The 19,573-nt window shown below is 60.4% G+C and carries 18 protein-coding genes and 2 pseudogenes; 14 read left to right on the top strand and 6 right to left on the bottom strand.

Annotation, left to right across the window (positions count from 1 at the left end; genetic code table 11):
* The 3 genes and pseudogenes from SIN08_RS09315 to SIN08_RS09305 form a co-directional block, all read left to right on the top strand.
* Nucleotides 1–449: pseudogene (locus tag SIN08_RS09315) on the top strand (IS110 family transposase); the annotation flags it as partial.
* 189 nt (nucleotides 450–638) lie between these two features.
* A complete protein-coding gene (locus SIN08_RS09310) occupies nucleotides 639–1,505 on the top strand; it encodes a xanthine dehydrogenase family protein subunit M (protein ID WP_322451311.1) in 867 nt (288 codons plus the stop codon).
* A complete protein-coding gene (locus SIN08_RS09305; protein ID WP_322451310.1) occupies nucleotides 1,502–4,243 on the top strand; it encodes a molybdopterin-dependent oxidoreductase in 2,742 nt (913 codons plus the stop codon). Before SIN08_RS09310 ends, SIN08_RS09305 begins: the two co-directional genes overlap by 4 nt.
* Here the strand turns inward: SIN08_RS09305 and SIN08_RS09300 are convergent.
* Together SIN08_RS09300 and SIN08_RS09295 are read right to left on the bottom strand one after the other, a co-directional pair.
* Complete coding sequence (locus tag SIN08_RS09300) at nucleotides 4,228–4,989, bottom strand: SDR family NAD(P)-dependent oxidoreductase (protein WP_322451309.1); 762 nt, start codon at nucleotides 4,987–4,989, stop codon at nucleotides 4,228–4,230. The genes SIN08_RS09305 and SIN08_RS09300 overlap by 16 nt on opposite strands.
* Before the next feature lie 31 nt (nucleotides 4,990–5,020).
* Nucleotides 5,021–5,962, bottom strand: a complete 942-nt coding sequence (locus tag SIN08_RS09295; RefSeq protein WP_322451308.1) for a 3-hydroxyacyl-CoA dehydrogenase — start codon at nucleotides 5,960–5,962, stop codon at nucleotides 5,021–5,023.
* Nucleotides 5,963–6,238: 276 nt separating this feature from the next.
* On the opposite strand from SIN08_RS09295, the gene SIN08_RS09290 reads away from it, so the two are divergent.
* The 11 genes from SIN08_RS09290 (at nucleotide 6,239) to SIN08_RS09240 (ending at nucleotide 17,596) form a co-directional block, all read left to right on the top strand.
* On the top strand, nucleotides 6,239–8,008 hold the full coding sequence (locus SIN08_RS09290) for a PEP-utilizing enzyme (RefSeq protein WP_322451307.1): 1,770 nt from the start codon (nucleotides 6,239–6,241) through the stop codon (nucleotides 8,006–8,008).
* 24 nt (nucleotides 8,009–8,032) lie between these two features.
* Nucleotides 8,033–8,731 (top strand): GntR family transcriptional regulator, encoded by a 699-nt coding sequence (locus tag SIN08_RS09285; RefSeq protein ID WP_322451306.1) that lies wholly within the window; start codon nucleotides 8,033–8,035, stop codon nucleotides 8,729–8,731.
* A complete protein-coding gene (locus SIN08_RS09280; RefSeq protein ID WP_322451305.1) occupies nucleotides 8,664–9,386 on the top strand; it encodes a cyclase family protein in 723 nt (240 codons plus the stop codon). The genes SIN08_RS09285 and SIN08_RS09280 overlap by 68 nt, the downstream gene beginning before the upstream one ends.
* A gap of 1 nt (nucleotide 9,387) precedes the next feature.
* Nucleotides 9,388–10,194, top strand: a complete 807-nt coding sequence (locus tag SIN08_RS09275) for a PEP/pyruvate-binding domain-containing protein (protein WP_322451304.1) — start codon at nucleotides 9,388–9,390, stop codon at nucleotides 10,192–10,194.
* Between the two features lie 49 nt (nucleotides 10,195–10,243).
* Nucleotides 10,244–10,930, top strand: a complete 687-nt coding sequence (locus SIN08_RS09270) for a histidine phosphatase family protein (RefSeq protein WP_322451303.1) — start codon at nucleotides 10,244–10,246, stop codon at nucleotides 10,928–10,930.
* Nucleotides 10,931–11,077: 147 nt separating this feature from the next.
* The gene (locus tag SIN08_RS09265) at nucleotides 11,078–11,929 is read left to right on the top strand and encodes a branched-chain amino acid ABC transporter permease (RefSeq protein ID WP_322451302.1); all 852 of its coding nucleotides are present in this window, start codon (nucleotides 11,078–11,080) and stop codon (nucleotides 11,927–11,929) included.
* Between the two features lie 3 nt (nucleotides 11,930–11,932).
* Nucleotides 11,933–12,814, top strand: coding sequence for a branched-chain amino acid ABC transporter permease (locus tag SIN08_RS09260; RefSeq protein ID WP_322451301.1), 882 nt, complete (start codon nucleotides 11,933–11,935; stop codon nucleotides 12,812–12,814).
* A complete protein-coding gene (locus tag SIN08_RS09255; RefSeq protein WP_322451300.1) occupies nucleotides 12,814–13,578 on the top strand; it encodes an ABC transporter ATP-binding protein in 765 nt (254 codons plus the stop codon). Before SIN08_RS09260 ends, SIN08_RS09255 begins: the two co-directional genes overlap by 1 nt.
* A complete protein-coding gene (locus SIN08_RS09250; protein WP_322451299.1) occupies nucleotides 13,571–14,263 on the top strand; it encodes an ABC transporter ATP-binding protein in 693 nt (230 codons plus the stop codon). Before SIN08_RS09255 ends, SIN08_RS09250 begins: the two co-directional genes overlap by 8 nt.
* Before the next feature lie 53 nt (nucleotides 14,264–14,316).
* The gene (locus tag SIN08_RS09245) at nucleotides 14,317–15,597 is read left to right on the top strand and encodes an ABC transporter substrate-binding protein (RefSeq protein ID WP_322451298.1); all 1,281 of its coding nucleotides are present in this window, start codon (nucleotides 14,317–14,319) and stop codon (nucleotides 15,595–15,597) included.
* A 103-nt stretch (nucleotides 15,598–15,700) separates the two neighbouring features.
* Nucleotides 15,701–17,596, top strand: a complete 1,896-nt coding sequence (locus tag SIN08_RS09240) for a bifunctional 5-dehydro-2-deoxygluconokinase/5-dehydro-2-deoxyphosphogluconate aldolase (protein WP_322451297.1) — start codon at nucleotides 15,701–15,703, stop codon at nucleotides 17,594–17,596.
* 129 nt (nucleotides 17,597–17,725) lie between these two features.
* Here the strand turns inward: SIN08_RS09240 and SIN08_RS09235 are convergent.
* From SIN08_RS09235 to SIN08_RS09225, 4 genes and pseudogenes are all read right to left on the bottom strand, one after another.
* Nucleotides 17,726–18,170 (bottom strand): annotated as a pseudogene (locus SIN08_RS09235) (transposase); the annotation flags it as partial.
* Between the two features lie 26 nt (nucleotides 18,171–18,196).
* Nucleotides 18,197–18,436 carry a LysR substrate-binding domain-containing protein gene (locus tag SIN08_RS23625; protein WP_416208045.1) on the bottom strand — a complete coding sequence of 80 codons (240 nt, stop codon included), beginning with the start codon at nucleotides 18,434–18,436 and terminating at the stop codon, nucleotides 18,197–18,199.
* The gene (locus SIN08_RS09230) at nucleotides 18,388–18,843 is read right to left on the bottom strand and encodes a LysR family substrate-binding domain-containing protein (protein ID WP_322451296.1); all 456 of its coding nucleotides are present in this window, start codon (nucleotides 18,841–18,843) and stop codon (nucleotides 18,388–18,390) included. The genes SIN08_RS23625 and SIN08_RS09230 overlap by 49 nt, the downstream gene beginning before the upstream one ends.
* Nucleotides 18,844–18,930: 87 nt before the next feature.
* Nucleotides 18,931–19,476, bottom strand: a complete 546-nt coding sequence (locus SIN08_RS09225) for a helix-turn-helix domain-containing protein (protein WP_322449881.1) — start codon at nucleotides 19,474–19,476, stop codon at nucleotides 18,931–18,933.
* Nucleotides 19,477–19,573 lie beyond the last annotated feature (97 nt).

Below are 19,573 nucleotides of genomic sequence, written 5' to 3'. Positions count from 1 at the left end.
ACAACGTTACGACGATTGGTCCGGATATCGCGAAGTCCGTGTTTCAAGTCCACGGCGTAGATGCGGTGGGCCAGGGTGTCATTCGAAGGAAGCTGACCCGCGGGCACGTGCTGGGGTTCTTCGAGAAGCTGCCGCGATGTCTGGTCGGGATCGAAGCCTGCAGTTCTTCGCATTATTGGGCGAGAGAGCTGACCGCACGAGGTCATGATGTACGACTGCTGCCGGCACAGTACGTGAAGCCCTATTTGAAGCGTCAGAAGAACGATGCGGCCGATGCCGAGGCCATCTGCGAGGCGGTGACCAGGCCGACCATGCGCTTCGTGCCGGTGAAGTCCTCCGAGCAGCAAAGTGTAATGATGCTTCACCGGGTGCGGTTGATGCTCAACCGCCAGCGCACGCAGATATCTAACGCGTTGCGGGCCCGTCTGTCCGAGTTCGGGGTGGTAGCGCCGATCGAGACAACGGCCTTTGCCCGAAAATCGATTTTCGATTATCGGTTGATGGAGGGTTGACGCTGTGATACCAAAACGACCACAGGGATTAGTGCTTTGTACGAAGTATTGTCCTTGCGATGGGTGGCGAGTGCGCATTCACCCATAGCAGCTCGATTGCGCTGCATTGGATCAGACGGCTTTTTCATGTTGCCATTCGAATATGCACGTCCGAGATGTATTGATGAGCTGTTCGAAATGCTGGCCACAGCAGGAGGCGAGGTGCGGCTTCTTGCCGGTGGCACTGATCTGATCGTGGGGCTGCGGCATCACACGGTGTCGTCAGGCTATGTCATCGACCTCAAAGGCATTGCCGAGTTGCAACGGGGCATTTCGCAAACCGCCGATGAACTGGTTGTGCCGGCCGGCACGACCATGACGGCATTGACGCAGGACGATAGGGTCAGACGGCATTTCCCGGCCCTCGTTCAAGCCGCAAGCGTCGTCGGGTCGCGCCAGATTCGGAACCGTGCAACGCTTGGGGGCAATCTGTGCAACGCTTCGCCCGCCGCCGATACCGTGCCTGTACTCGCTCTTTATGGCGCAACTATTGTCATTCAGGAGCCGAAGGGACAGCGGGCGCTGTCGGTCCAGGAATTCATCAAGGGAAACCGGGACATCGCCCTCTCGGCCGAAGAGCTCGTGGTTGAAATCCGCATTCCCATAGCGAAAACGCCGTCTGGATCAGCCTTTGGCCGCATTACCAGGCGGAAAGGAGTTGATCTTGCAACCGTAAACCTGAGCTGCCGCATTTGGCATGACGGCCAGGTGAGCTTTGCCCTCGGGGCTGTGGCGCCACGGCCGCTTGTCGTTGAGGCAGGTGCAGGTGAACTGCCCGATACCCATGCGGATCAGGCGGAGATGGATGCGGTGCTTGAACGGCTGATGACTGCCGCCACGCCGATTGATGACGTCCGCGCCAGCGCCGACTACCGTCAGGCCATGCTCACGGTTCTGGCGCGACGCACATTTGCGCGGGCACGCGAAAACCTGATTTCGGAGGTTGCACCATGACGGAGGGTCATCTGCTTCGGATATCAGTGAACGGGCGCGACCATGCCCAAAGCGTGCCGCCGAATCTGTCATTGCTCGATTTTCTGCGCGATCATCTCGGGCTTACCGGATCCAAGGAGTGTTGCGCGGTCGGTGAATGTGGTGCCTGCACGGTCACCGTCAACGGCGAAATCGTCAATGCTTGCCTTATGCTCGCGGTCGAGGCCGACGGGGCCGATGTGGTCACCGCCGAGGCCGAAGACGATGCGGAACTCAAACTGGTCCAGGACGCGTTTCTCGAAACCGGCTCGATCCAATGCGGTTTCTGTATTCCCGGCATGCTCATGTCCGCCCGCCAACTCCTGCGCGAGGGGCAATGCGATGAAACGGCGGTGCGCGAAGGGCTGTCGGGCAATCTATGCCGCTGCGGTGGTTACAATCGAATGTTTGAGGCAATGCGCCGCGCGGCGCAACTGCGGGACGCCGAAACAGAGAAATCCGACCCATCCCCGAAAATGGTCGGCGCTTCGGCGGTGCGGTCAGGGGGGCGCGAGCGCGCCGACGGCAGTCAGAAATTCCTGGCGGATATCGAAATCGGCAATGTCGCCCATCTGAAACTGGTGACGCTGCCGGTTGCCCGCGCGCGGATCGATGCTATCGATGTTGATGATGCGGTTGGTATGCCCGGTGTCCTCGACATCGTCACCGCCGCCGAACTGCCGCAGCCGATACCGCGTTTCGGCCCGGTCTATCGCGACAGGCCGGTGCTTGCAGATGGCGAAACCCGGTTTCACGGAGAGCCGGTGGCCGTGGTTGCCGCGGAAACGAAGGAGGCCGCCGAGAGTGCAGCGGCACGCGTAAGGGTCGCCTATACCGAGCTGTCGGCGGTATGCTCCATCGATGACGCGCTGGCGCCGGATGCGCCGCTGGTGCAAGAACCTCAGATTCGGGCCGGTGACCCGCATGCGCGCAGCAACATCCTCAATCAGCGGCAAACTGCATGGGGCACGATCGAGGGGGCGGACGCCGATCTTGTCGTCGAGGGCACCTATACCTTCCCCATGGTCACGCATTTCGCCATCGAGCCGCATGGCTTCATTGTCGATGCCCAGCCGGACCGGCTCAAGATATGGAGCCCGGTACAGCATCCGTTCCTCTTGCAAAAAATAATGGCCGAGCTTTTCGACCTGCCGCTCTCGCAGGTGCATGTGATTGCTCCTGATCCGGGTGGCGCTTTCGGCGGCAAGCAAAACCCGAAATTCGAACCGCTTGTCGCGCTTGTTTCCCGGCGGATCGGGCGGCCCTGCCGACTTGTCCTGACACTTGAGGAGACGTTTCAGGCGGTCCGGCGTACGGCGACACGGATGCGCATGCGCACTGGCTTTACCTCATCGGGTGATCTTGTCTTCCAGGATATTGAGGCGGATTACCTCATTGGCGCCTATGGCGACATTGCCGAGCGCGTTATGGCCAAGGGGAGCTATCTCGGATGCGGGCCATATCGCACGCCGAATGCGCGCATCAACGCCCGTGCCATACTGTCCAATACAACGCCTGCAACAGCGTTTCGCGGTTTCGGAACGCCGCAGATGTCGTGGGCCTATGAGTCACAAATGGACAAGGCCGCGCGCCAACTGGGGATTGATGGATTGCAGATCCGGCTGCGCAACCTCGCGCGAAAAGGCGATGACGTCGTCAAGGGCGATTTCCCCGCCGACGGACATTGGGAACAATCCCTGCTCAAGGCTGCCGACCTGCTGGATTGGGAAAGCGAGCTGCCTCCGGGTCGCGGGCGTGGCATAGCGGTGGCGATCAAGGCCGGGGCGACAACCGGCCTGTCCAACTCCACCATTCGGCTCCTCGCTGACGGCAGCATCTTCGTCTATGCGGGAACCTCCGATATGGGGCAGGGCGCGCGCACGATATTCGCGCAACTTGTCGCCGACGCATTCGCCGCGCCCATGGATCGCATCTCCGTCGTGATGGGAGACACCTCGTCCGTTCCGTTCGACCTGCAAACCAGCGCCAGCCGTTCCACCGTATTCATGGGCAATGCCATCTCGCGGGCCTGCGAGGATCTCCACCGACAAGTCGCGGAAATGGTGGCCGATATCCACAATGTGGAGGTCGACAGCGTGGTGATCAGCAATGGAAACGTGCATCTGCCCAGCGGGCCTTTGCCCATTCATGAGTTCATCAAGGCCGAACTCGGGCGCTGGGGAGGAGAATTGATCGGCACCGGGCGAATGCGCAAGCCAAACGTCAAGGACCACCCGCTTGGCGGCACGCCGGCCTTCTTCGAATTCAACTGCACCGCGTTCGAGGTCTCGGTCGACCGTGACACTGGCGAGATCGAAATCTGCAAGCACGTCACGGTGGGCGATGTGGGCAAGGCGCTCAACCCGCTGCAGGTCGAGATGCAGGACGAAGGCGCAGCGATCATGGGGCTGGGGCATTCGATCATGGAGCATCTGGTGCTTGGCGAGCATGGCGAGATACGCAATCTTGGAGCGCTCGACTACCGAATTCCAACGACCAAGGACATGCCGGGCAGCTTGAAGACGGGCATCGTCGAGAACGAAGACGGACCCGGGCCCTATGGGTCAAAGGGGGTGAGCGAAGGTGCGATCCTCTGCACCGCGCCCGCGCTCGCCGCCGCCGTCGCTCAAGCGACCGGAGCGGAGATTTGCGACCTGCCGCTGACGCCGGAGCGGGTATGGCGTGCGCTCAACCCACCTCGCCCTCAGCCGCAGGTATAACCGCCGTCCACCGCGATGACGGCTCCGCTCGTCCAGGCCGCTTCCTCGCTAGCCAGATGAATCGCAAGCCCCGCGAAATCTTCCGGCTTCCCGATACGGCCCAGCGGGTAACTCGCCTCGACATATCGCTCAAGCGCCTCGCGTTCATCCGGCGGCAGGTTCTCGACCGTATTGCGGCGCATTTGCGTTTGCGTAGTACCCGGTGCAATCGCGTTGACGCGGATGCCGCGCGGTCCAAGCTCGAAGGCAAGAGTCTTGGTCAGCGCGTCCATGGCGCCCTTGGAGATCGAATAGGGACTGGATGGCCGTCCGGGAATATTCTTGTCCGCGAAATAGGAGGAGAGATTGATCACCGAAGCGCCGGGCACGCGCATATGTGGCAATAAACCTTGCGTGAGAAAATAGGGCGCCGTCACATTGAGGGCCATGAGAGCCTCGTAATCCGCACGTTCGACTGTCTCAAATGGCGCGAGAAATGTGCGGCCCGCATTGTTTACAAGGGTGTCAATCGTGCGGTGTGCCGCGGCGATGGCATCGATGACGGTTTTCACGCCCTCCTCCGTGGCCAGATCGGCGGATATGGCGCTCGCCCCGGAGCCGAGACTGGCAAGAGCGGACTCAAGCCTGTCGGGATTGCTCCCGACGACGCCGACTTCCGCTCCCTCCCGTACGTAAGCCTTCGCGATGGCGAAACCTATGCCCGATGATCCGCCGGTGACCACCGCGAATTTTCCGCTCAGGCGCATGGACGTTCTCCCGATCTGGGCACCGGCTACACTAGCTCTCCTGACGGGCGCGCGCTCTCTTATGCGCGGCCAGCGCGATCAGCCGCCTGTCGCGCCAGAGCTGCCGTTGCTTGTGCGCATCCATGGGCAGCCTCTTGCGCCGCTCCGCATCGACCTTGTCCAAAAGCGCTCCCTCCCAGCGTACCGGATCGGTCACCCGGGGGTGAATGGCGTTCAGATCATCGCCAAATCGTCCCACAAAATCGCGAATGCCCCCCGGCGCGTTGAGATCCGCCGTCTCGAACGGGCCGATAAACGACCATCTCAGGCCGAGGCCCTCGCGTACGGCGACATCGATGGATTCGGGGTCGGCCATGCCCTCGTTCACCAGCCGCCAGCACTCGTGATACATCATGCCCTGCAGCCGGATGGTGATGAACCCCGGGTCTTCCTTGTTCATCAGAATCGGCACTTGGCCGCAGTCCCGCATGATTTCGGCGGCGCGCTGCATCGTCGCGTCCGACGTCGCTGGCGACGGTACGAGATCGACCGCAGGCACCAGGTAGGGCGGGTTCAGCGGGTGCGCGACCAGACACCGCTCCGGGTGCTCAAGATGCAAGGAGAAAGACGAGGGAACGATCCCCGAGGTCGAACTGGCAATGATCGTGCCCGCTGGGGCATGCGCCTCGATCTGGGAGAACATCTCGCGTTTCACCTCGACGTTCTCGGCGGTGTTTTCCTGGACGTATTCCGCGTCCCCGACGGCCTCCTCCAATGTCGGGCACGGAATGAAATTCCGCATCGCTTCGGTCGGCGTCAGCCCGTTCAGGAGATCCGCCTCGTGCAGATCGGGCAAAATCTGTTCGATCAATTCGCGCGCTGCGTCCATGCGCCCCGGCGTATTGTTCCAGACCTTGACCTCGAAACCCGCCCGCATGAATGAAATGGCCCAGGCACGGCCGATAGCGCCGATGCCGACAACAGCGATTTTCATGTCGTACTCCCTTTCGAATCCGATTCTTGAGTTATGTCTTTGCTACCCAAATGGCAGCCGGCGCGCCCTAGGCGCCTGCGAAACGGTGACGACGGGGTGCCGCGCGCAAACTACGCCTTCAGCGGAGAAGATCGCTGCTCGCATAGGCCGTGCCTGATCCGGCATACGCACCCGAATTGCCGGCGGATCGGGTGCTCTTTTCAACACAAACGGTAGGTTGAAAATCCTGTATCGTCAATAATCGATAATCGTTGACATGGCGTGCGCGACATAACTATGGTGAACAAAACACGGTTGAACCGGGTGAGGGAGGACAAAGACGTGGCGCGCGGTGTCTTGGGACAGTTCCTTGGGGACGAGACGTTTCCCATCGAGTGGCGTGAGGGCGAGGACGAGCTGTTCTGGATATTCGACGACCTGCACTGCCCCAATCCATTAACGCCGATGTTCTTCGACGTAGGCGGCTGGTGGCTGACCTGCGATCACATGTTCCGGCGTTTCGGTACGCCTTTTGCCAGCGATTGGATCGCCAAGCAGATTAATGGCTATCTCTATACTGCCGCAATTCCCGCCGACCCCTCCTGCCGCCCGGCTGCGGAAGAATTCCAGGCCCGCTACGCACCGCGCGTGCCGTGGGATAAGAACTATGCCGAGAATATTGGCCCCTATCTGGAAGCCACGCTGCCGCATTACGGCAAGAATTTTATCGAATGGTGGGACAATCGGCTGCGGCCCGAGATCGTCCGTAACTTCGAGTACTTCGACAATTACGACATGGAGGCGGAAAGCCTTCCGGGCCTCGCGGTGCTCTTCGAAGATGCGCTCGACATGCACGACCGCCATTGGAAAATCCACTGGTTAGTCAATTTCGCCCAGTTCAGCGCAACGATGGAGCTGAATGCCGCGATCAAGGAGTTGCGCCCCGACCTTCCCGATGACCTGCCGGGCCGCCTGCAAAGTTCCCTGAAAGATCGCAACTGGGATTCCATCGAGGCGCTCTGGCGGATGAAGGAGGCAGTCAAATCCGATCCTGAGCTCGGGCAGGCGTTCAAAGGAGAGACCGCCACGGTCGTGCTCGCCGAGCTTGAGAAGAGCGAGGCCGGGCGTGCCTTCGTCGACGGTCAGCTGAAACCCTATCAGAAGGAATTCGGGCATAAATCCATGTGGAGCCATGAGTTCATCGCGCCGCTGTGGCGCGAAAATCCGGGCCCGATCATCGAAGCGGTCCGAGGATACCTTTATTCCGACTACGACTATCGCGCCACAATCGAAGCGGTCCGCAGGGATCTCGAAGAGGCCAAGGCGCAATTGATGGAAGGTATCGGGGCGGGCGAGGACCGGGTCCGGCTGCAAACGCTATTGGATCGCGCAATCGCCCTCAACCCACTGACACCCGACCATCATTTCTACATCGACCAGGGCACCAACGCGCGGCTTCGTACCGTGCTCATGGCGATCGGCGCGAAATTCGTACAGGCGGACATCCTGGACGATCCGGAAGACATTCTATTCCTGCACTACAATGAAATGCGCACACTGGTGGGCAATCATGGCGCCTTCAACGCGCGCGAACTGACCTCGGACCGGCGCGATGCTTTTGAGGAACAGCAATCGATTCGCCCGCCAGATTGGGTTGGCACAGCGACCGAGGAGGCCCTTGCCTTTCCCTATGCCGCGAACTGGGGTTTCCCCGAGAAATTCTACCGTCCCGCGCCCAATCAATCTGACGAAATCACGGGTCTTCCGGCCTCCTCGGGCGTGGTCGAAGGTGTGGCGCGTCTGGTGACCTCGACCGATCAGTTCGACGAGTTGCAGGAAAATGAAATCCTTGTCTGTCGTATGACCAACCCGGCCTGGGTCGTGCTGTTCACCAAAATTCGCGGCCTTGTCACCGATGCCGGCGGGTCTGCCTCGCATTCTGCCGTCATCGCGCGTGAATTCGGCATCCCCGCCGTGGTGGGCACCTCGGTTGCGACCCAAGCCATCAAAACTGGCGACCGGGTTCGCGTAAATGGTACCAGCGGTACAGTTCAGATCGTCAGATAAGGCCGACATTTAATGGTAAACCGAATGATTCTATCCGAGCAAATCAAGGAAGAGTTGCTCGACGACATTCTCTCGGGAAAATACGAACCTGGCGACCGGCTGGTCGAAAGCCAGATCGCGCGTGCACTGGGCGTGAGTCAGTCGCCCGTGCGTGAGGCGCTACGCGACCTTGTCGCTATGAAGTTCGTGGAGGTCGTTCCGTACAAGGGCGCCCGGGTGCGTCGGGTCGATCCACGCGAGGTCGTCGAGATCTATCCAGTTCGGGCGCGCCTGGAAGAGCTTGCAGGGCAGTTGGCATTCAGGACCATTGGGGCAAGCATCAACGAACTGGAAGACGTTTTGGCGAATATGAGAAAGGCGGTTGAAGCGGGCGATGCGCGCGAGGTTGCGGCGCGCGACGTGGACTTCCACCGCATCATCATCGACGCGTCCGAAAACCAGGTCCTCATCGACACCTGGAACTCGCTAATGATTGAAGCGCGAACATTCGTGACGGCGCGCAATCTGCTGAACTCGCCCGACAAGTTCCAGTCAATTCCTGACGCGCACCGCCCGATAATCGACGCGCTCAAAACGGGCGACCCAAACGTGTTTGGAAGAGTCATGCGGGAGCACGTCGAGGCTTTCGGGGCCATTATGGTGGAGGTTTATTCAAATGACGCGGAAAATCATCGATCTGTCGATGCCGGTTCACAACGACATGAAACTGTTCCCGGGAATTAAGCCGACGAGTATCGAGGTATATGAAGACTGGGAACAGGCAGCCAAGACGCTCGGAACATGGGACGAAGGCGTCAAGTCGTTGACGGCGCACTATGCGATAACGCTCAGTGATCACACCGGCACACATATTGATAGCGTCAAGCATATTCGCGGCGCCGATGCCCCGGGGCCCGAGGGTATTCCGCTCGACATGTGTCTCTCGGACGGCGTCGTGCTCGACATGCGCCATCTTCAGTTCGGCGCGGGCATTGCGGTGGCCGATCTGGAGCAGGCGCTCGACAAGATCGCGTACGAACTCAAACCCAAAGATATCGTTCTGATCCAGACCGGCGCCTCGGCCTATAACACCGAGGATCGCTATCTCAAGGATCATGTCGGCATGACGGGAGAAGCCACGCGCTGGCTCATCTCGAAGGGTGTGCGGGTCATGGGTACGGATGCGCCGACATTCGATCCGCCGGTTTGGGCCATGTTCGAGCGTAAGCAATTCTGGCATGCGCACAAGGTGATGGAGGGCGAGGACTATTGGCACGTCGAGAACCTGACGAACCTCGATAAACTGCCGAGGCACGGCTTTCTGGTTTCGGTTCTGCCGGTCAATTGGGTCGGCACCACGGGCGCCCCCGTCCGGGCAATCGGTATCGTCGGGGCGTGACGTGATACTCTGGTTTTCCGCTTCCGAGGCCACCGATGTAGAGATTGCGGGCGGCAAGGGCGCATCGCTTGCGGCGATGACGGCCGCGGGATTTCCCGTTCCCGCAGGGTTCATCCTACCCAGCCATCTGATGTTGCAGGTGCTGGACGCCGCCAAGCTTGCCACTCTCGCGCGATCACGCGATCACGCGGGCGCGATGGCCTATGTGCGCGAGGCGGCGACGGTGCCCGACGAGGTGTTGTCCGCCTACGATACGTTGGGCGGCAAGGTGGCGGTCCGCTCGTCCGCGTCAGCCGAGGATTCGGACGCCGCCAGTTATGCCGGTCAGCAGGAAACTTTCCTTGCAATCGAGGGGCGCGAGGCTGTGCGCGAAGCTGTCGTGGAATGCTGGGCGTCATTTTTCTCGGAACGCGCCATCTTTTATCGCGGCAAAATGGGATCTCTCGACGATCTGCGTATGGCCGTGGTCGTTCAGGAGATGGTTCCCGCGGAAAAGGCCGGTGTCATGTTCACGGTGCATCCGATTACTAGGCGCAAGGACCGGATGATGATCGAGGCCGTTCACGGGCTGGGCGAACAGGTGGTCTCGGGCGAAGTTACGCCGGCCCAGTATGTGGTGGACCGCAAGGGTCGGCTGAAGAAAACGGCGAAACCGGGCGAAGACGTGCTGGACGCGGCGGAATTGACCGAGCTGAGCGGATTCGGGCAGAGGCTGGCCGAGCACTACGGGGTGCCGCAGGATATTGAATGGGCCATCGCATCGGGCCGGCTATATCTGTTGCAGTCGCGGCCGATCACCACCCTATGAGGTCGTGTGTGGCATATGCTGGCCGGATCGGCCAGGAGGGAGGTGGCAGATGACGGGCGTTCGGCTCTGGCTGCTGCGTCACGCAAAGGTCACCTCCCATCGGGGCGACCAGCCGCTGGCGCCGGATGCGTTTGAGCCGGTCGATGCCGCGGCACGAGCTATAAGCGCCGTAACCGAACCTGGTGCGACACTGTCCTTTCACTCGACGCGCACCAAGCGAGCGCAGCAGACAGCCAACGCGTTGCGCGACTGCATCGCGCCGGGGGCACCCGATGCGCGTTCCGCCTGGGGGCTGCGCAATCCCGATCTTTATTTGTTCGGGGATAGGGTCGAGATGGTCTCGACACCCGAGGCATTTGCCGCGCAGGTCACTCAGGTAGACGCAGCACCCGAGGATGTGCTTGCGCAATCGTTTTACCGCTCGTTTCTAAATACCTCGGATCGCGTCGGCTATTGGCTCAATCATGCCGATCCGCCGGGCGAAAGCGCGTTGGACGTCGCCCGCAGGGTCGCGCAGTTCGCGAAAAGTCTGCGCCCCATGGGCGGCGATTGGCATCATGCGGTTTGCGTTTCGCATTCCCCGGTTTTGCGTGCCGTGCTGACCAGATGGTTCGGTCTCGACGATCCGGGCGAACCCGAATGGGTGGAGGCTATCGAATTGATTATCGAGGCTGGAGCATCAGAAGCCCGGTTTCGATCTGAACGCATATCTTGCGATGTCGCGATAGGCCGATAGACGCAACGGCTTCAGCAACAAACAGACGCTTAGATAATCGATAATCGTTGACGTGAGCTTTGTAGAGCATTTAGATTTTCCAAAGGGATACGTCCGAAGGACCGGTGAACCGGGCCACGACGGGACGAAACATGGGAGGCGGTTAACGTGTGGCTGGTCACGGACTCGGTATTCATTGGATTGATCCAGGCTGCGCCGCTGATGCTCGCCACTATGGGCTTCACATTGATTTACTACCTCAATGGATTCATCAATGTCGCCTATGCTGAAAACATCACCTTCGGTGCTTATTTCGCTTCCATTTTTCAGGTATTTCTGGGGCTAGGCTTCTTTGCCTCCATCTTGCCGGCGGTTCTTTTTGCCGGAGTTTTCAGCGTTTTGACCTTTTTGCTGGTGTTTCGGCCCGCTGCCGCCCGCGGCGTAGGTCCGACGGAGATGATTATCCTTTCCGTCGGCTTGTCGTTTTTCTTCCGCTACGGCGCGACATTGCTTTTCGGGAACAATCCCTACTTCCTCGAGAACGCCAACCCGCAATACTGGACAATTTTCGGCCAGGGGATCACGGATACGCAAGTCGTCGCGTTGAGCCTCGTCGCTGTCGTCACTATCGGTCTGTTGCTGTTCATCTACCGGACGCGCTGGGGCGAAATGATGCGGGCGCTCGCCAACAATCGCGATCTCGCCATGGCCAGCGGCATCGTCCCGACCAAAGTCTCGGTTCTGATCTGGTTCATCGCCGGTGCCGCGGGCGGTCTTGCCGGCATCTTCTTCGGAGTCTTTGCGCTGGTCACACCGTATATGGGTTGGAACATGATCCTCGTGATCATCATGCTCTCGATCGTGGGCGGCATCGGTTCGGTTCGCGGCGCCCTGATCGCCAGCCTTCTCGCGGGCATTCTGACCGCCGGGATCACCCTCGTCAGTCAGCCGCTCTACGCCGATATCGTGCTGCTGATCCTTTTTATTGCCGTTCTCCGGTTCCGCTGGAAGAGGGCCTGACCCATGGCATATCTGTACTATTCACTCACACTCGTTGCGATTTACATCGGCCTTACGCTGCTGTTGCACCTCCAGTTCGGCCGTCTCGGCATCGTGAATTTCGGTGTTGTGGGGTTCTGGGGCCTGGGCATGTACGCCCATGGCATCATGGTCGCGCTCTGGGGCGTTCCGTGGGTGCTGGCGGTGGTCATCGCCGCGCTGCTCGTCGGCGCCTTCGCTCTGGCGCTCGGTGCGCTGATCCTCAGGCTTGATGGGCAGGCCGTTCTGGTGGGAACGCTGGCATTCGCCACGATCGTGCTGCACCTTGTCACCACGGAGAAATGGCTCACCAACGGCGTGGTGGGGCTTGGCACCATCGAATATCCTTTCGATTGGGGCAGTTCGACCGAGCCCGTCTTCCTCGGGCTGGTCGTAGCTGCCATCGCGGTTCTCTACGCTTATGCCGTCAGGCTGGACGGCTCGTTCTACGGCCGGCTCCTGGCGGCCATCCGCGACAATGAACCGCTTGCCCACGGGCTCGGCAAGCCGACCTTCCGGCACAAGCTGGTCTTTTTCTCGGTCACGTGCGCGGGAATGGGATTTCTGGGCGCTCTCTCCGCTTCGCTCTTCCAGTTTCTGACGTCGAACATGATCGCCCCGGGCGTGACGTTTACGGCGTGGATCGCGTTGGCCCTCGGTGGCAAAGGGCGGCCCCTTGGTGCCATTCTCGGCGTTGTCGCCACGGTGGGCCTGTTCGATGTGTTCATCGAAACCTTCGCGCCCATTCCGCCGGATTACGCACTGCTCGTTCCTAATATCAAGCTGATGATGTACGGGGCTTTCCTGGTCGCGATCATGATGTACCGCCCCCTGGGTCTCCTCGGGAACTCGCAGGAGCACCGCTGATGTCGCAGGCCAGACTTTCCATTACCGACCTCAAAAAGTCTTTTGGTGGCCGCACCGTGGTGTCGGTTGACCGGCTCGAGATCGGGCGGCACCGGATCGAGGGGCTGATTGGCCCCAACGGTGCAGGCAAGACCACTCTGATGGGCTTGATTACACGCAAGCTCACCGCCGACGCCGGCAGACTGATTTACCGTCCTGGCGATACCGATATCGATCTTGGGTCGATGAGCATGGATATGGTCGCGCGCGCTGGTCTTGTGAAAACCAACCAGGTTATCCAGGACTTCGAAAGCCTGTCGATCCGAGACTCGCTACGCCTGTCGCTGGCGCTGCCGGAGTGGGAGCGGTTCTGGACGGTGTTCGCCCGCCGGCGCAATGACGAGCGAATCGAAGCTGAAATCGATGAAATCCTGACGCACTTCCCGTTCGCAAATCCTGGCGGCAAGGCACTCTCCGCGGGCGAGAAAAAGTTGCTCGACATCATTCGCTGTTTGTTGCTGAGACCCAGGGTTCTGCTCATGGACGAGCCGACAGCCGGCCTCCCCGACGATCTGACTCGTGCCGTGATGACGCTGGTCGAGCAAAAGGCCGACGAGAACGACATGTCGGTATTCATCATAGAACACGACCTTGACCTGATCTGGGACTATTGCGCGCACGTGCATTTTCTGGCCGAGGGCCAACTGCTCTGCGACGGGTCACCCAAGGAAGTGCGCGACCATCCCGTCGTGGTCGAAAAATATATGGGGATCGTCGATGCTTGACGTGCGCGGCATTCGAAGCGGCTACGGCGAAGTGACGATCCTGCAGGACATCGACTTGTCCGTGGACCGGGAGATCTATGCCGTTCTGGGGGCGAACGGCGCGGGAAAATCCACTCTGCTCAAGACGCTGGCAGGCCTTATCCGCCCTACAGCGGGCGAGATTCGGGTCCAAGGGGAGCGCATAGATGGCAGGACTGCCTATGATATTGCCGCCATGGGGGTTGGCTATGTGCCGCAGGAGCACGGCGTTTTCCCAGACCTTACAGTTGCCGAGAACCTGTCAATCGGCGGTTTGCTTGGGGCGCGCAGCAAAGCCGACCGGCTTGATGAGGTGTTTTCGCTCTTTCCCGATCTCAAGGACAGGCTCGACCAGAAGGCTGGAAGCTTGTCCGGTGGCGAAGGGCAGATGGTGGCGATCGGGCGCGCATTGATGCAGGAGCCCTCGGTATTGCTTCTGGATGAACCGACCGCCGGGCTGTCGCCGAGATACACGGATCTGTTGTTTCGGCGCATCGCGGAAATCAGCCGGGAGAAAAATGTTTCCGTGGTTCTGGCGGAGCAGAACGCGGTCAGCACGCTGGCATTCGCCAGCAACGTGCACGTTCTGAGCCTGGGGATCACGCATCTCTTGGGAAGCCCGAAGGAAGTGACGATCGACCAGGTCAGGGAAGGCTACCACATCTAGCCGCGTTGGCGTCCTTTGGGGCGGTGGCGCACATCATAATGGGAGGAGAAGACATGCAGTTTCACAAATCTCTACTCACCGGCGGCCCGAAGGTTGCGGCGTGCGCTGGGATGTTGCTCGCCATGACGATTTCCGTTCCGGCGGTCGCTCAGGAGGGTAAGCCCATCAAATTGGGACACCTCACCTACCATACTGGTCCGTTCAATGCCGTGGGCGACCTGTTCGACGGCATCACCAACTTCGTCGTCGACGTCGTTAACGAGGACCCACCGCTCGGCCGTCCGGTCGAGGTGCTTCATCGCGATATCGGAACGCTGGGTGAGGCGCAGGTCGCTCGTCGCCTTCTCGACAGCGATGGTGCGGAAATTCTTTTGAACATAGCGCACAACTACCTGTCATACCGCAATTTCGTGCTCGACTACGTCGCCGAGAACGGGCGTCCGCTCATGCCATCCGTTCACGGCGGCGCTATCGATGAGCAATATGGCGGCACGGCCGAAGAGCCATTGTTCCGCGGCGCACCGATGGACAGCGCCCAGGGTGTCGCCGCCGTGGTACACGCCAACAATGCTGGTGCGCAGAGCCTCGTGATTGTCGCGTCGGAAATCGCTGGCTTTCAGCTCCAGAAGACTGGCGCGGTCAAGGCCGCGGATGCCCTGAGCATGGAAGTGCTTGCCGAGATCGATGTTCAACCGCAGGCTCCGAGCTATCGCAGCGTGGTCAGCCGTATCGCAGATGCAGATCCCGATGCGGTGATCTTTTTCTCGCCGGGGGAAGATGGCGGCACCTTCGTCAAGAATGCCGCCGAAGCGGGGAACTCCTGGATGCTCGTTGGGTCTTCCGACTGGCTGCTCGAGGAATTCGTGGCCACCGCAACGATGAGCGCAATCGAACGTCACCAGTCGGTGCTGGCGGCGGGCTTTGCACATACTGACACGAAGGCATGGACAACCATGGAAGAGCTCTGGAACGCATCCGAGTATGCCGACCTGGATGAACCTTCAAACTCCTATGCCCTCCAGTACTATGACGTGATCATCGCCACTGCTCTGGCCATCGAGGCCGCCGGGTCCACCAATGCTGCCGCCTGGTCCGAGGCGATGCACGAGATCACCTCGGGTGACGGCACGGTTGTCCATACCTACCAGGAGGGCATCGATGCGCTCCGGGCCGGCGAAGCGATCAATTACGATGGCGTCACCGGCATGATGGACTATACCGAAACCGGCGTCGTGTCCGGTCTGTTCGGTGTATTCGAGTGGACTGATCTGGACACTCTCGAACTGCATGCCCTGGTTGACGACGAGACCGTGCTTGAAATCGACCAGATGTAAACTCAGACCGGTCGGGCCCGATTTCAGGTCCGGCCGACGCATTTTGCGGAAATGACTGTTTCCCCACCTCAGTTTTCAATGCAGCCACATGGGGCAGTTCTCAATGAAATCGCTTGATTTGATCACAATCGGCCGATCCTCGGCCGATCTTTATGGTGCGCAAATCGGTGGACGGCTGGAAGACATGCGCTCCTTCAACAAATATATTGGCGGCTCGCCCACAAATATCGCCGGCGGAACAGCCCGGCTGGGCCTGCGATCCGCCGTGATCACCGGAGTGGGTGACGAGCATATGGGCCGCTTTGTCATCGAGCAGCTCATCCGTGAAGGCGTGAGCATCGAGGGCGTGAAAGTGGACCCGGACAGACTGACAGCGCTTGTGCTGCTGGGCATTCGGGATCGCGAGCAGTTCCCCCCTGATTTTTACCGTGAGAACTGTGCGGACATGGGCCTCGCCGAAGACGATATCGATGAGGCTTTCATCCGGCGTGCCCGCGCGGTCGTGGCAACAGGCACCCATCTGTCCCACCCGCAGGTGGAGGCGGCGACGCTCAAGGCGCTGCGGACTGCCCGTTCGGACGGCATGCAGACCGCGCTCGATATCGACTACCGCCCGAACCTGTGGGGTGTCGCCGGCCACGACGATGGCGAAAGCCGGTTCGTCGCCTCCGACAAGGTTACGGCAAAGCTTCAGGAGAGCCTGCATTTCTTCGACTTGATCGTGGGCACCGAGGAAGAATTCCATATCGCGGGGGGCACCACCGATACCATTGCGGCCCTCCGTGCCGTGCGCGAGGTTTCAAACGCCACGCTGGTGTGCAAGCGCGGGCCGATGGGCGCCACGGCCTTCGATGGCGACATCCCTCAGAGCCTTGATGATGGCCAGACAGGCCCTGGTTTTCCAATCGAGGTATTCAACGTTCTGGGGGCGGGAGATGGCTTCATGTCGGGCCTCGTCAAGGGCTGGCTCGATGGTGTGGACTGGCCGACGGCGCTGAAATACGCCAATGCCTGTGGCGCTCTCGCTGTCAGCCGCCACGGCTGCACGCCCGCTTATCCGAGTTGGGAAGAGCTGCAGTTCTTCTTTGAACGCGGAATTAAGCGTCCCGATCTGCGCAATGACTCTGCGCTCGAACAGGTGCACTGGGCTTCAAACCGCAAGGGCGACTGGAACACGCTGCGCGTCTTCGCATTCGATCATCGGCGTCAGTTCGAGGAAATGGACGGCGCCACGCCGGAAAAAATCGGGCAGTTCAAGATGCTCTGCCTCAAGGCAGCCACGGCTGTCGCGTGCGATCAAACGGGCTATGGTATTCTCTGCGATGAGCGGCTTGGTCGGGAAGCGCTTCACGAAGTGGCGGACGAGCGCCTGTGGGTCGGCAGGCCCGTGGAGTGGCCGGGGTCACGTCCCCTTGGTGTTGAGCCACAGCTTGGCCCGGATTTTGGCGGGTTTTCTGAATGGCCTGGCAATCACGTCGTCAAGTGCCTGTGTTTTGCCCATCCTGACGATGATGCCGAAATGTGGACGAAGCAGGAAGCGGCGGTGCTGCGCCTTTTCCATGCCGCGCGCCGCAACAGGCTGGAATTTTTGCTTGAAGTCATTCCGTCTCAGATTGGCCCGGTGAACGAACATTCCACGGCTGACGTTATTCAGCGCTTTTATGACATAGGTGTCTTTCCCGATTGGTGGAAGCTGGAGCCATTTCAGACCGATACAGCATGGCAAAACGCCATCGAAACCATCGGGAGGAATGATCCGCGGGTCCGCGGAATTGTGGTGCTGGGTCTTGGAGAGAGCGAGGAAACCTTGGCCGCAAGTTTCGCGCTTGCCGCCCGCCAACCCTTGGTCAAGGGCTTTGCAGTAGGCCGCACCATATTCGGTGATGCCGCCCGGGATTGGCTCAAGGGAAACATAGACGACATGGCCGCTATTGCCCAAATGTCCGACCGCTACGCGCGGCTCTGTCACATCTGGGATGAAGCCCGGGGCGCGGCCTAAAGCATCGGACCGAAAAGTACGCAGCGGTTTTCGGACGAATTCGATGCGCAAACAGACAGATAGGGTGCCCGTTCATATTCCATCAGAACAACCGGCGCTTTGGCCTTGCCCTGACCGTTCCTTGAGCCATCAGGCGGCAGTGGCCTGCGGCTTATAGCGTGTGCCGTCGCGGAGGACGGCGAAGATCATTCTCGCCATTACGATGCGCTAAAGCGATGGCGACCACTTTCGTTTTCTTCCGGAGCATGTTCGATAGCCAGTCCGATCGCAACTCGTGGCCGCGTCTCCGTCTGACCATGATCTGCGCCATGGCACCCAGATACAGCAACCGCCGGATATATCGATTGCCCATCTTTGAGATCCGGCCAACCCTCTGCTTGCCTCCGGTGGAGTGCGGCTTGGGAGTGAGGCCAAGCCAGGCGGCATAGTCCCTCGCGCAGTCGAAATTGTCGACATCCGGCGTCGTCGCCGCGATGATCGTCGCCGAAAGCACGCCGACACCCGGGATCGTAGCCAGACGCTGGCTTGTCTCGCTTTGCGCGTAGGCCGCTGCAATCTCGTCGGTCAACTTCTCGCGCAGCTCGACGATCTCGCGACGTGTTAAGCTGCGTTCAAACCGGGCAATTGCGATACAAAGCGCTTCACAACTGCATTGGAGTCTGCGGCGCGCCAAGCCGCAACCAGTTCCGCTTGTGGGCCGTTTTTCTCTGCGAGGGGACGGTAGGTCACACCCGCAGTACTCATCTTGCAGGCCGAGCGCGGCAGGATCGCGTAACCGATACCGCTGCTTACTAGGCCGAGGATCGCGGGAAGCTGGTTAACCTCCTGCCCGACACGAATCTCGTATCCCGCCTTGGCGAACAGCGTGCGAACTGTGCTCGTAGGTAGGTTGCCTTCGCGCCTGCTGCGCTGATCATCAGCTCCTCCGCGAGTTGCGCAATCTGCACGATTTCGCGTCGGGCGAGTTCGTGGTGCTCCGGAAGCACGACCATGTAGTCTTCGCGATATACAAGCAGCGTTTCGATAGCAGGGTCGGTGGAAATCGGTCGGGCCAGGGCGACATCAATCCTCCCGGAAGTTAATCTTTGGAAAAGGTCAGCGGAGATCATCTCGCTCAAGCGCAAGTCGACCTCCGGACAGGCCTGGCGAAAGGCAGAAACCGCGCTAGGCAGCACGTTGAGGCTGGCATTTTCCACGAAACCTAAGTGCAGACTGCCAATCTGGCCGCGTGCGGCCTTGCGGGCCATTCGCACGGCGTTGTCGACCTCAAAAAGGGCCGCCCGTAGCACACGGCAATCAGGCCGAAGCCGCTCGCTGTCAGCCCAAAAGCGCGCCTATCCATCGGTCCGTTCCGCCGAATGTCGTGCCGCTTCTACGAGGGTTGTGGCCGCCTGGCGGGCAGCCTCCACGGCGTTCGTTCCGCGATAGACGGCGGCGTGGGTCGCGCCCTCGAAAAGCATGAGGATCTGGTCGGCGAGCACTATATCTGCTTCACCGAGATCGGCGGCGACGCAGTTGGCGATCAGAGCCGCCATGGCCTCCTTGTGGGCGGCGACCCGATCGCCGATCGCCGGATCTCCCGCGCCGGCCTCGCCCAGCGCCCGGAGGAAGAAGCATCCATGGGCGCCCTGGGCCTCGACCCATTCGCCGAGGGCGCGGAACAGGCCGTCCACCCCATCGCACGGCATGGCGGCAAGGAAGCGCTCGCTCCGAGCGTCGAGTGTACCGACGATCAGCGCGGCACGGCCGCCGACATGTTTGTAGAGCGTGCGGCTGGAGACGCCGGCGGCCCTGGTGAGCCGGTCCATGCCGGTGGCGGAGAAGCCCTCCCTGTCGAGCAAGGCCTCGGCGGATGCGATGATGGCAGCGTGATCGGTCATGGCACACATGTAAAACGATCGTTTTACATGTCAAGCACGATCGAAGAGGCGCACGGCTGCTCTCACGGTAATGGCCGAGCCGATCATCGCTGCGGCA

Source organism: Chelativorans sp. M5D2P16 (assembly GCF_034427935.1).
GTDB lineage: Bacteria > Pseudomonadota > Alphaproteobacteria > Rhizobiales > Rhizobiaceae > Chelativorans.
The sequence above is the reverse complement of the archived record's forward strand: the minus strand, read 5'-3'. Positions and strand labels throughout refer to the sequence as shown.